The following is a 12,360-nucleotide window of genomic DNA, read 5'->3' on the forward strand; positions in this document are numbered from 1 at the left end:
CTTTGCGGATATTTACTCGGCAGCGGCGCGAAGGCCTGGGGCTGCATCACGAACCTTGCCGTCGACATGGTCTTCGAACTTGGTGAAATTCGTGACGAACATGGATACCAGCTTCTTGGCCTGCGCATCGTAAGCAGCACCGTCTGCCCATGTGGAGCGCGGGTCGAGAATGCCGCTATCGATGCCTTCGAGCGCCGTCGGTACTGCAAAGCCGAAGTTCGCATCGGTGCGGAACTGGGCGTTTTTCAGCTCGCCGGTCAGGGCTGCGCTGAGAAGTGCGCGGGTTGCCTTGATGGGCATACGCTTGCCGATGCCGTAGGCACCGCCAGTCCAGCCGGTGTTGACCAGCCAGCAATCAACCCCGTGCTTGCCGATCAGATCGCGCAGCAGGTTGCCGTATTCTGCCGGGTGGCGCGGCATGAAGGGTGCGCCAAAGCAGGTGGAGAAGGTGGCTTCCGGCTCCGTCACGCCCTTTTCCGTGCCGGCAACCTTTGCGGTGTAGCCAGAGAGGAAGTGGTACATGGCCTGTTCCGGCGTCAACCGGGCAATAGGCGGCAGGACGCCGAAGGCATCTGCCGTCAGCATGATGATGGTCTTGGGGTGACCGGCAAGGCCCGTCTCCGATGCGTTCGGAATGAAATGCAGCGGATAGGCACTGCGGGTGTTTTCCGTCAGCGACGTATCGTTGAAATCCGGAACGCGGTTCTCATCGAGAACGACGTTTTCCAGCACGGTGCCGAAACGGCGGGTCGCGGCATAGATTTCAGGCTCGGCTTCCGCCGAAAGCTTGATGGCCTTGGCATAGCAACCACCTTCGAAGTTGAAGATGCCGTCCTCGCCCCAGCCATGCTCGTCATCGCCGATGAGTGTGCGCGATGGGTCGGCAGAAAGCGTTGTCTTGCCGGTGCCGGACAGACCGAAGAACACAGCCGCATCGCCATCTGGACCAACATTGGCCGAGCAGTGCATGGGCATGACGCCCTTGGCAGGCAGAAGGTAGTTGAGAACCGTGAAAACGGACTTCTTGTTTTCACCGGCGTAAGAGGTGCCGCCGATCAGAACGATGCCCTTCGTCAGGTCGCAGGCGATAACGGTTTCGGTGCGCACGCCGTGGCGCTCAGGATCAGCCTTGAAGCTTGGCAAGTTGATGATCGTCAGCTTCTGCTTGAAAGACGACAGCGTCTCACGCGCCGGGCGGATCAACAGGTTGCGAATGAACAGGCCGTGCCATGCAAGCTCGGTCACGACGCGGGTCGCAAGCGCGTTGTCTTCGTCTGCGCCACCGATCAGGTCCTGGACATAAAGCGTCTTGCCAGCGGCATGGGCCAGCATGTCCTTGTGGAGGATTTCGAAATGCTCAGGCGAAAGGGGCTTGTTGTTATCCCACCAGATCGAGTCTTCCGTGGAGGCATCGCGGACGACGAATTTGTCCTTGGGGGAGCGGCCAGTATGCTGGCCCGTGACCGCGCGAAGTGCGCCGTCGGCGGTGACATCTGCTTCACCGTTGCGGATGGCATGCTCGTACAATTCGCTCTCGATGAGGTTGTAATGCACGGCTTCAGCAGCTGACAGGCCAAGGGCCGACACGCCATTCTCAGGATTATATACTCCAAGTTCCTTCACGGGCGCATTCCTTCTTCAAAAGACGAGAGCGTTTAAAATGTGTCTGGAAATTAATCTGGTCAATTCAAAAAAACAAGGCGTCAATTTAAATAATTGAATAAATTCAATATATTAATCGATTTAAAAGATTTTATTTCTTTTTAAATCGGTTTAGTTCGTGGCCCAAACCCGCAGATTTCCGATCCACGAAAATTACTACTCATAAAACTGTAACATCATGGCCGATTTTCTTTGCCACAATTTGTTCCACCTTTATACTCATGAGAAATGCTCACGGCGCACAACCTTGGCTGGGATGGGATGTCGGGAGTAAAGATATTATGACGATGGAGACCAATTTTATGCAGACAATTGCGCTTGTGGACGATGACCGGAATATTCTGACATCCGTTTCGATTGCACTCGAAGCAGAAGGGTACAAGGTCGAAACCTACACCGATGGCGCGTCCGCTCTGGATGGATTGATTGCTCGCCCACCGCAGCTCGCGATCTTCGACATCAAGATGCCGCGCATGGATGGCATGGAGCTTCTTCGACGCCTGCGTCAGAAATCGGATCTTCCGGTGATCTTCCTTACCTCCAAGGATGAGGAAATCGATGAGTTGTTCGGCCTGAAAATGGGTGCGGACGATTTCATCACAAAGCCCTTCTCCCAGCGTCTTCTGGTCGAGCGCGTCAAGGCGATCCTTCGCCGTGCCAGCAGCCGCGATGCAGCCGTTCCCGGTGCAAGCCCGCTGAAGCCGACAGCGGACCAGCAGGCCCGTACATTGGAGCGCGGCCAGCTTGCCATGGACCAGGAGCGCCACACCTGCACATGGAAGGGCGAGCCTGTAACGCTGACCGTCACCGAGTTTCTCATTCTGCATTCGCTGGCCCAGCGCCCCGGCGTCGTCAAAAGCCGCGATGCGCTGATGGATGCGGCCTATGACGAGCAGGTCTATGTGGATGACCGCACCATCGACAGCCACATCAAGCGCCTGCGCAAGAAGTTCAAACTCGTCGATAACGACTTCGATATGATTGAAACGCTCTACGGCGTAGGATATCGCTTCCGCGAAGCAGCCTGAGACAGGCAAAGACGATATGACGCCGAAACATCCGGCGCTGAGGGACGACGTTGCTGAACAAGATGCAGGACAACGTATCGGATCAAGCCGATGCCGAAGACCGTGAAAGCGGTCGGCGGCATCGTATTCATCCGCTGACGATTGTCCGGCGCATTTTCGGCAATGCGGTCTTTTCCAGCCTCACGCGGCGCATCTTGTTTTTCAACGTGGCCGCCACCGTAGTGCTTGTGGGGGGTATTCTCTACCTCAACCAGTTCCGCGAGGGGCTGATCGATGCGCGCGTGGAAAGCCTGCTGACACAGGGTGAAATCATCGCGGGCGCGATTTCGGCATCCGCCTCGGTCGATACCAATTCCATCACCATCAATCCGGAAAAGCTTCTGGAATTGCAGGCGGGCCAGAGCATTACGCCGGTGCCCAACGATGAAGACCTTTCCTTTCCGATCAATCCCGAGCGCGTTGCGCCGGTGTTGCGCCGCCTGATCTCCCCCACCAGAACGCGTGCGCGCCTGTTCGATGCGGATGCGAATATTTTGCTGGATTCGCGCCACCTTTATTCGCGTGGTCAGGTGCTGCGCTATGATCTGCCGCAGATCACGCCTGAAACGCAGACCTGGGGCGATTGGGTGGCCAGCGTCTTCAACCGCATGCTGCAACCCAGCAGCCTGCCGCTTTACAAGGAGACGCCGGGTGGTGACGGCTCCATCTACCCGGAAGTGATGAACGCGCTGACCGGCGTTCGCGGTGCCGTCGTGCGCGTAACGGAAAAGGGTGAGCTGATCGTTTCTGTCGCGGTGCCGGTACAGCGTTTCCGCGCGGTGCTGGGTGTTCTGCTGCTCTCTACGCAGGCGGGTGATATCGACAAGATCGTGCATGCCGAACGGCTTGCCATCATGCGCGTCTTCGGCATTGCGACGCTGGTCAACATCGTCCTGTCGCTGCTCTTGTCCTCCACCATCGCCACGCCGCTGCGCCGCCTCTCGGCTGCCGCCATTCGCGTGCGGCGCGGCGCCAAGGCGCGTGAGGAAATCCCTGATTTCTCGGCGCGTCAGGACGAAATCGGCAATCTTTCCATAGCGCTGCGTGAAATGACCAATGCGCTTTATGACCGCATCGACGCGATCGAAAGTTTCGCAGCCGATGTGAGCCATGAGCTGAAAAACCCGCTGACATCGCTACGCAGCGCGGTGGAAACCCTGCCCCGCGCCAAGACGGAAGAATCCAAGCAGCGTCTGACCGAAATCATCTTCCATGATGTGCGCCGTCTGGACCGGCTGATCAGCGATATTTCCGATGCCTCGCGGCTGGATGCGGAGCTTGCCCGCGTTGATGCCTCCCCTGTCGATCTGGAAGTGGTGCTGGGCAATCTGGTCGAGATTTCGCGCCAGATCAGCGCGAAGAAGAAAAGCGTCACCATTGATTTCGTGGTGGATCGCAAGCCGGGTGCCAAGGTCAGCTATATCGTCAACGGCCATGATCTGCGCATCGGTCAGATCATTACGAACCTCATTGAGAACGCACGCTCCTTTGTGTCGCAGGATGGCGGACGGATTGTTGTGCACCTTGTGCGTCAGAAAGACCGCTGCATCGTGCGCGTCGAGGACAATGGTCCCGGCATTCAGGCGGAAGATATCGACCGTATTTTCGAGCGTTTCTACACCGACCGCCCGGCCAGCGAAGGCTTTGGCCAGAATTCCGGTCTTGGGCTTTCCATCAGCCGCCAGATTGCCGAGGCCCATGGCGGCACGCTGAAAGCGGACAATATTCTCGACAAATACGGCGTCATATCAGGCGCGCGTTTCAGCCTGTCGCTTCCCGCCGCCCATAATGAGCGCTGAGCGTTTCAATCTCCACGCAACGGCCATCGTCATCGGCCAGACCGGCCTGCTGTTTGTCGGACCATCCGGCAGCGGAAAAAGCGAAATGGCTTTCAGCTTCATGACCGAAGGCGAGCGGTGCGGCCGCGACGCGTGTCTCGTGGCGGATGATCAGGTCTTCATCTCAGGCCGTGACGGGGTGGTTATGGCCGAGCGGCCGGACGCCATCGCCGGGCTTCTGGAGCTGCGCGGCAGCGGCATCATATCGCTCAAAAGCGTGGCATCAGCCCCCATGCACTACGCGATCACCTCGGTTCCTTCGCCGGTTAGCCCCCGGCTTCCGCCTGAGGATGAGCGCCTTGATCTCGGGGCCAGACTGTCTCTGCCGCTTCTGCGGATCCCGCGCGACAGCATCATGCCCTATGGAAAATTTGCTGCACTTGCTCAGAATCTTTTCGTAACCAAGGGAATGTGAACACAAAACCAGCAGTTTGGGGCTTGCGCTTCGTCTTTTCCTCATCAAGATGTGGCCCCACCGATAGACATGATTGCGGCATTGCGATAGTCGGCAATCAGAATACGTGTGCAAGGGAGCGTTTCATGATCGGACTGGTGCTTGTCACTCATGGCAAGCTGGCTGAGGAGTTTCGCCACGCTGTAGAGCATGTGGTCGGCCCTCAGAAATTGATCGAGACAGTGTGTATCGGTCCCGAAGATGACATGGACCAGCGCCGTCAGGATATTATCGACGCCGTAACGCGTGCCAATGATGGCAATGGCGTCATTATCCTCACCGATATGTTTGGCGGAACGCCATCCAATCTTGCGATCTCCGTGATGAACAGCGGCAATGTCGAGGTTATCGCCGGCGTCAATCTTCCCATGCTCATCAAACTGGCGAGTATTCGCGTCGAAGATAACATGGAGAAGGCCTTGCAGGAGGCCTCCGATGCTGGCAGAAAATACATCAACGTTGCCAGCCGCGTCCTCAGCGGCAAATAAGAAGAAGATTACCGGATGTCGTCTCTCTCGCGGGAATTGCTGATCGTCAACAAACGTGGCCTTCACGCCCGCGCCTCCGCCAAGTTCGTGCAGATGGTCGACGGCTTCGATGCTGATATCAAGGTATCCAAGGACGGCATGACCGTGGGCGGCACATCCATCATGGGTTTGATGATGCTGGCTGCAAGCCCCGGCTGCACCGTGCTGGTGGAAGCCAGCGGCAACCAGGCGCAGGAAGCGCTTACCGCACTTGAAAATCTGGTCGCGGATCGCTTCGGCGAAGAAGTTTGATAACCACGTCATATAAAGACATAAAGACTTCTTTATATCGTTATTGCCAGAAACGCCTCAGCCTGTTAAACCGCAATCTGAATTTTCAGGCAGCGGCTGGCCCCTGCCATCTTTGGAGCAGGAGACACATATGAGTGCCGACCAAGATTATATCGTCGCCGACATTACCCTTGCCGATTACGGTCGCAAGGAACTGGATATTGCCGAAACCGAAATGCCGGGCCTGATGTCCTGCCGCGAAGAGTTTGGTACATCCAAGCCGCTGAAGGGCGCGCGGATTTCCGGCTCGCTGCACATGACCATTCAGACAGCTGTTCTCATTGAGACACTGAAGGAACTGGGCGCAGACATTCGCTGGGCATCCTGCAACATTTTCTCCACCCAGGACCACGCTGCAGCAGCCATCGCAGCCAGCGGTATTCCGGTTTTCGCCGTCAAGGGTGAAAGCCTGACGCAGTACTGGGAATACACAGACAAGATCTTCCAGTGGGCCGATGGCGGCGTTTCCAACATGATCCTGGATGATGGCGGCGATGCCACCATGTACATCCTGCTCGGCGCACGCGCAGAAGCTGGCGAAGACGTGCTCTCGAAGCCAGAGTCCGAGGAAGAAGAAATCCTCATCGCCCAGATCAAGAAGCGTCTTGCTGCTTCTCCGGGCTGGTTCACCAAGCAGCGCGATGCCATCAAGGGCGTCACTGAAGAAACCACGACAGGCGTTCACCGCCTTTACGATCTGGCCAAGAAGGGCCTTCTTCCCTTCCCTGCCATCAACGTCAATGACAGCGTGACCAAGTCGAAGTTCGACAACAAGTACGGCTGCAAGGAATCGCTCGTTGACGGTATTCGCCGTGCAACGGACGTGATGATGGCCGGCAAGGTTGCCGTCGTCTGCGGTTACGGCGATGTGGGCAAGGGTTCTGCTGCTTCGCTTCAGGGCGCTGGCGCACGCGTCAAGGTCACCGAAGTTGACCCGATCTGCGCGCTGCAGGCTGCCATGGACGGTTTTGAAGTTGTTCTGCTCGAAGACGTTGTTGCCTCGGCTGACATCTTCATCACCACAACCGGCAACAAGGACGTTATCCGCATCGAGCATATGCGCGAGATGAAGGATATGGCCATCGTCGGCAATATCGGCCACTTCGACAACGAAATTCAGGTTGTTGCGCTCAAGAACCTCAAGTGGACCAACATCAAGCCACAGGTCGACATGATCGAGTTCGCCAAGGGCAACCGCATGATCCTCCTTTCGGAAGGTCGCTTGCTTAACCTCGGCAATGCCACGGGTCACCCATCCTTCGTCATGTCCGCCTCGTTCACCAACCAGGTTCTTGGCCAGATCGAGCTCTTCACCAAGCAGGGCGAGTACAAGAACGACGTCTACGTGCTGCCAAAGCACCTCGACGAGAAGGTTGCGCGGCTGCATCTCGCCAAGCTGGGCGTAAAGCTGACAGAACTTTCTGACGTTCAGGCAGATTATATCGGCGTGTCCAAGACCGGCCCATTCAAGGCTGAACACTACAGATATTGATTTTATAGTTAATATCCACAATTAACGCACTAGATATGGATATGGCGGGCTTGACAAAGCCCGCCATATCTTTTTGGCGCCACCCTTCACGGAGGTTTCCGAAGACGGTAATGTCTTATCTCTTGATTCGTGCGCGGGCATAGCGCGCGGAAATGGGATGTCTTGTCGAGAATGCGGCACATAGGACGGAGACAGACCGGGGATGACGGTAGAAATTTCAGTCTCGCGCAAGCGGGAACACAATGATGTTGAGCCAGACAATGGCGACGCAGCTGCGCCCAGACGCTGGCTGGCTTCTTTAAGCGGAGCGGCAACGCGTCTACGCGGCAAGGTCGTGGCGCTGATGTCTGGCACGGCGTTGAGCGGTTTTGCGCTGGCGGCACAGGCCCAGCAGAACGAGGTTCTGGAGCGAGGCGAACGCCTGTTCTCCTCGTCGGAAACGATCACCTATTCGCTGTTTATCGGCGTGGTCTCTGCCACTCTGTTTTCCATTGTCTGGCTGGTCCGGCAGCGGGGAAACATCGAGGCGGAAACCAGCGAGTACCGCACGGCTCTGGCTGAAGCCAATGCCAAGATTTCTAAATATGAAGCCCTGATTTCCGACAAGTCCAGGCGCATCGTCATCTGGGAAAATGCCGGTGAGCGCCCCGAGTTTATCGGCCAGTTGCCTGCCGATACCGGCGTTCCCTTCGCGGATCAGGACTTTCTGGCCTTCGGCCGCTGGCTTCGCCCCGCCTCTGCGGGTCCGCTTGAAAACGCGCTTGAGAAGCTGCGCAGCCATGCCCAGAGCTTTGATCTGACCATCGAGACGCACCGTGGCGAGGTGATCGAAGTTCAGGGTCGCGTTTCCGGCGGCAAGGCATTCGCTCAGTTCGTGGCATTGAACAATCTGCGCGCCGAACTGGCCGAGCTGAAAATCGAGCGTGAGCGTCTGGTGTCGTCGATTTCGACATTCCAGGACCTGTTCGACAGCATCGACCAGCCGGTCTGGCGCCGCAATTCCGAGGGCGCGCTAACATGGGTCAACCACAGCTATGCGCTGAGTGTTGATGCCCGTACGCCGGAACAGGCCGTGACCGAGCAGCGCGAGTTGCTGAACACTGTAACGCGCCAGAAAATCCGCGCCAGCTCCACGCCCGAATCACCCTTCCACGACCGCATTTCCACCGTCGTTTCCGGCAACAGAACCTTCTTTGACGTGGTTGACCTGAAGACGACAGGCGGTTCCGTTGGCATGGCGGTTGATACGACCGAGGCCGAGACCGTTCGTGAAGAGCTGAAGCGCACGCTGAAAAGCCACGCCGAAACGCTGGATCATCTGGGAACGCCGGTTGCGATCTTCGACGGGCAGCAGCGCCTGCAATTTTACAATCAGGCCTTTGTCAGCCTCTGGGGTCTGGATCTGGTTCTTCTGGAATCCAAGCCTGACAATTCCGAACTGTTTGACCGCCTGCGTTCCGATGGCAAGCTGCCCGAGCAGCTGAGCTGGAAGAGCTGGAAGGAAACAGCGCTTTCCGTCTACCGTTCGCTGGATACCAAGACAGACCTCTGGCACCTGCCCAATGGTCAGACGCTGCGGGTCATCGCAACGGCGCATCCGCAGGGCGGCGCGACATGGGTGTTTGAGAACCTGACCGAACAGGTCGATCTGCAGATGCGTTACAACACGCTGGTCAAGGTTCAGGGCGAAACCATCGACCACCTTGCCGAAGGTGTGGCCGTGTTCGGTGCCGATGGGCGCATGCGCCTGTCAAACCCCGCTTTCCGTGCATTGTGGGCGATCACCGCTGACGAAGCGGAAGCTGGTAAGCATATTCGCTCCATCGAAGAGGTCTGTGCGCAATCCTACGACAAGCCGGATGGCTGGCGCGCCTTCAGCCAGTTCATCACCAGTTTCGATGATGAGCGCCTGTCCAAACAGGGCACGCTTGAGCTTCTGTCCGGCCTGGTGCTGGACTATGCCATTATTCCTTTGCCGGATTCCCAGACCATGCTGACCTTCGTCAACATGACCGACAGCGTGCGCGCTGAACGCGCCTTGAAGGAAAAGAACGAGGCGCTGCGCAAGGCAGACGAGCTGAAAAACGATTTCGTCCAGCACGTGTCCTATGAACTGCGTTCGCCGCTGACCAACATCATCGGCTTTACCGATCTTTTGAAAACGCCAGGTATCGGCGAACTGAGCGCGCGGCAGGCCGAATATCTCGACCACATCTCTACTTCCTCCTCGGTTCTGCTGACCATCGTCAACGACATTCTCGATCTGGCGACTGTCGATGCCGGTATCATGCATCTGAACTATACCGAGAATGATCTGACAGAGCTTCTGGACGACGTTTCGGTGCTGATCACCGACCGTCTACAGGAAAGCGGCGTGTCTCTGGAGATTGTCGCGCCTGCGCATCTCGGTGCCATCGTGGCCGACCACCAGCGTCTGAAGCAGATTCTCATCAAGCTGTTGACCAATGCGGCCAATTTCGCGCCCGAGGGATCGGCTATTACGCTGACCTGCCAGCGCAGCGAAGGCGATTTCGTTTTCTCGGTTGCCGATCAGGGACCCGGCATTCCCCAAGACATGCTGAAATCGGTGTTCGACCGCTTCTCCACGCGCGGCAATGGTGGCCGTCGCACGGGCGCCGGGCTGGGACTTTCGATTGTCGAAAGCTTTGTCAGCCTCCACCACGGCAATGTCACCATCGACAGCCGTCCGGGTGAAGGTACCGTCGTCAGCTGCCGCATTCCATCCGGTGCGCATCCGCATTCCATCGCCGCCGAATGAACGGGACTGTCTTGCCTCTTTCCATCGCCCTTGCCAATGAAGCCGAAACGATCCGGCTCGGCGAGGAGCTGGCGCTCACCGTCAAGCCCGGCGATTGCATCGCCCTGATTGGCGATCTCGGTGCCGGTAAATCCACGCTGGCCCGCGCCTTGATCCGCGCGATTGCGGGCGACCCCTATCACGAGGTTCCAAGCCCGACCTTCACCATCGTGCAATCTTATGGCTTGCGTTTTCCCGTCCACCATCTGGATCTCTACCGCCTGTCGGATGTGTCTGAAATGGATGAGCTGGGCATCGACGAGATGCTGTCGGATGGTGTGTGCCTGATCGAGTGGCCGGAGCTGGCCGCAAGCGAAATGCCAGCCGACAGCACCATCACGCTGCGCCTCACCCATCAGGGCGAAGGCCGTGTCGCGACTATCGATGCGCCGCCCCGGCAGCGGGCGCGGTTGGAACGGGTGCTGGCCATCCGCGACTTTCTCGAAGCCAATGGCAAGACAAACGCATCCCGCCAATATTTCAGCGGCGACGCGGCCTATCGCACCTATGAGCTGGTGAACGATGCCGCTGGCCAATCCCTGCTGATGGACTGGCAGCCGCCACCGAAGGGTCCTGTTATCCAGGATGGCAAGACCTACGCCGAAATCGTGCATCTTGCGCGAGATGTGGCCCCCTTCGTCGCCATCGATCAATACCTCCTCGAAAACGGCTTTTCCGTTCCTCAAATCCTCGCGCAGGATCTTAAAGGCGGTCTGCTGCTTCTGGAAGATATGGGACGCGTCGGTGTGCTGGATGAGGATGGTGCGCCAATCGAAGAGCGCTATCTGGAAAGCGTCGCCTGCCTTGCCGCCCTTCACAAAGCCCCTGCCCCCAAAGACATCGTGCTTGGCGATGGCACGACCTATCGCGTGCCACCCTTCGATGCGGATGCGATGAAAATCGAAACATCGCTGCTGCTGGACTGGTTTCTGCCACACGTCAGGGGCAAGGAAACCGATGAGAGCGACAGGCAGAGCTTCTTTGATGTCTGGGACCAACTGATTCAGAAGCTTGATGATGCCGAGAAAGGCCTCTTGCTTCGCGATTTCCACTCTCCCAACATCATCTGGCAGGCTGAGAAATCCGGCATTCAGCGTGTCGGCATCATTGATTTTCAGGATGCGATGATCGGCCCGACCGCCTATGATCTGGCCTCCATCATTCAGGATGCGCGGGTTACGATTCCACCTGACTTGCAAGCGCGGTTGATGGCGCATTATCTAGACCTGAGGCGCATTGACGCCGGTTTTGATGAGGCGTCATTCCTAAAAGCCTTCGCCATCATGGCGGCCCAGCGCAATTGCAAGCTGGTGGGCATATGGGTTCGGCTGATGAAGCGTGATGGCAAGCCGCATTACATGAACCACATGCCGCGCACCTTCTCCTATCTGCGCTCGGCAATCAGCCATCCCGACCTTGCGTCCCTGCGCGACTGGCTGATAGATGCGGGCGTTCCCATCCACGAAGAGTGAAGTGTTTCCATGACGATCAGACAGGCGATGGTGCTGGCGGCGGGTCTTGGCACCCGAATGCGACCGATCACGGATACGATCCCGAAGCCTCTGGTGCGGATCGCCGGACGGCCGATGATCGATTATATCATCGACATGCTGGTGGAAGCCGGTGTCGAGACCATTGCGGTTAACGTTCACCACCATGCCGACCAGATGGTTGCCCATCTCAACGCCCGAAAAGACGTGCGGATTCTGATTTCGGACGAGCGCGAGCAATTGATGAATTCCGGCGGCGGCCTTGCTAAGGGCCTGAAGCTTTTGGAAGCCGGGCCGGTTCTCGTCATGAATGCCGACCTGTTCTGGGTTGGCGAAACGCCTGGTGAACCCACCAACCTGCAAAAGCTGGCGCAGTTCTTCGACCCGCAAACCATGGATATGGCTTTGCTGTGCGTGGATATGGACCGCACGACCGGCCATAATGGCAAGAAGGATTTCAGCCTTGCACCTGATGGCGCTTTGACGCGCTACAGTGAAGGCGAGCCGCGCTCTGTGGTCTATGCCGGGGCGATTGCCATGAATAAGGCGCTTCTGGATGACGCCCCTGAAGACGTCTTCAATCTCAACATTTATTTCGACCGCGCCATTGCCCAAAACCGGCTTTTTGGCCTGTCTCTTGATGGACAATGGATTACCGTCGGCACACCGGATGCTATAGAAGATGCTGAGAGAACCATCGCAGCAACCGACAAGTGAGATG

At 57.5% G+C, this 12,360-nt stretch carries 10 protein-coding genes; 9 read left to right on the top strand and 1 reads right to left on the bottom strand.

All coding sequences use genetic code 11. The features are described from left to right. Nucleotides 1-12: 12 nt before the first annotated feature. A complete protein-coding gene (locus ACQZ51_RS14995; RefSeq protein WP_448778386.1) occupies nt 13-1,623 on the bottom strand; it encodes a phosphoenolpyruvate carboxykinase in 1,611 nt (536 codons plus the stop codon). Between the two features lie 341 nt (nt 1,624-1,964). On the opposite strand from ACQZ51_RS14995, the gene chvI reads away from it, so the two are divergent. From chvI to ACQZ51_RS15040, 9 genes are all read left to right on the top strand, one after another. Beyond that, the gene (gene chvI, locus ACQZ51_RS15000; RefSeq protein WP_108722659.1) at nt 1,965-2,690 is read left to right on the top strand and encodes a two-component system response regulator ChvI; all 726 of its coding nucleotides are present in this window, start codon (nt 1,965-1,967) and stop codon (nt 2,688-2,690) included. A gap of 62 nt (nt 2,691-2,752) precedes the next feature. Further along, nucleotides 2,753-4,528, top strand: a complete 1,776-nt coding sequence (locus ACQZ51_RS15005; RefSeq protein ID WP_448778762.1) for a stimulus-sensing domain-containing protein — start codon at nt 2,753-2,755, stop codon at nt 4,526-4,528. Beyond that, on the top strand, nt 4,518-4,982 hold the full coding sequence (locus ACQZ51_RS15010) for an HPr kinase/phosphorylase (RefSeq protein ID WP_448778387.1): 465 nt from the start codon (nt 4,518-4,520) through the stop codon (nt 4,980-4,982). Before ACQZ51_RS15005 ends, ACQZ51_RS15010 begins: the two co-directional genes overlap by 11 nt. A gap of 125 nt (nt 4,983-5,107) precedes the next feature. Next, on the top strand, nt 5,108-5,509 hold the full coding sequence (locus tag ACQZ51_RS15015; RefSeq protein WP_042619214.1) for a PTS sugar transporter subunit IIA: 402 nt from the start codon (nt 5,108-5,110) through the stop codon (nt 5,507-5,509). Between the two features lie 15 nt (nt 5,510-5,524). Further along, nucleotides 5,525-5,800, top strand: a complete 276-nt coding sequence (locus ACQZ51_RS15020; RefSeq protein WP_448778389.1) for an HPr family phosphocarrier protein — start codon at nt 5,525-5,527, stop codon at nt 5,798-5,800. Between the two features lie 130 nt (nt 5,801-5,930). Further along, nucleotides 5,931-7,331, top strand: a complete 1,401-nt coding sequence (gene ahcY, locus ACQZ51_RS15025) for an adenosylhomocysteinase (protein WP_448778391.1) — start codon at nt 5,931-5,933, stop codon at nt 7,329-7,331. A 343-nt stretch (nt 7,332-7,674) separates the two neighbouring features. Then, entirely contained in the window at nt 7,675-10,110 is a 2,436-nt protein-coding gene (locus tag ACQZ51_RS15030) for an ATP-binding protein (protein WP_448778764.1), read from the top strand. Continuing rightward, complete coding sequence (gene tsaE, locus ACQZ51_RS15035; protein WP_448778392.1) at nt 10,107-11,621, top strand: tRNA (adenosine(37)-N6)-threonylcarbamoyltransferase complex ATPase subunit type 1 TsaE; 1,515 nt, start codon at nt 10,107-10,109, stop codon at nt 11,619-11,621. Before ACQZ51_RS15030 ends, tsaE begins: the two co-directional genes overlap by 4 nt. A gap of 9 nt (nt 11,622-11,630) precedes the next feature. Then, nucleotides 11,631-12,356 (top strand): nucleotidyltransferase family protein, encoded by a 726-nt coding sequence (locus ACQZ51_RS15040; protein ID WP_448778394.1) that lies wholly within the window; start codon nt 11,631-11,633, stop codon nt 12,354-12,356. Nucleotides 12,357-12,360 lie beyond the last annotated feature (4 nt).

It is taken from the genome of Agrobacterium sp. CG674 (assembly GCF_053521645.1).

Coding starts and splice junctions, on each gene's coding strand:
- chvI (WP_108722659.1), top strand. CDS start 1,965: ATGCAGACAATTGCGCTTGTGGACGATGACCGGAATATTCTGACATCC.
- ACQZ51_RS15005 (WP_448778762.1), top strand. CDS start 2,753: ATGCAGGACAACGTATCGGATCAAGCCGATGCCGAAGACCGTGAAAGC.
- ACQZ51_RS15010 (WP_448778387.1), top strand. CDS start 4,518: ATGAGCGCTGAGCGTTTCAATCTCCACGCAACGGCCATCGTCATCGGC.
- ACQZ51_RS15015 (WP_042619214.1), top strand. CDS start 5,108: ATGATCGGACTGGTGCTTGTCACTCATGGCAAGCTGGCTGAGGAGTTT.
- ACQZ51_RS15020 (WP_448778389.1), top strand. CDS start 5,525: ATGTCGTCTCTCTCGCGGGAATTGCTGATCGTCAACAAACGTGGCCTT.
- ahcY (WP_448778391.1), top strand. CDS start 5,931: ATGAGTGCCGACCAAGATTATATCGTCGCCGACATTACCCTTGCCGAT.
- ACQZ51_RS15030 (WP_448778764.1), top strand. CDS start 7,675: ATGTCTGGCACGGCGTTGAGCGGTTTTGCGCTGGCGGCACAGGCCCAG.
- tsaE (WP_448778392.1), top strand. CDS start 10,107: ATGAACGGGACTGTCTTGCCTCTTTCCATCGCCCTTGCCAATGAAGCC.
- ACQZ51_RS15040 (WP_448778394.1), top strand. CDS start 11,631: ATGACGATCAGACAGGCGATGGTGCTGGCGGCGGGTCTTGGCACCCGA.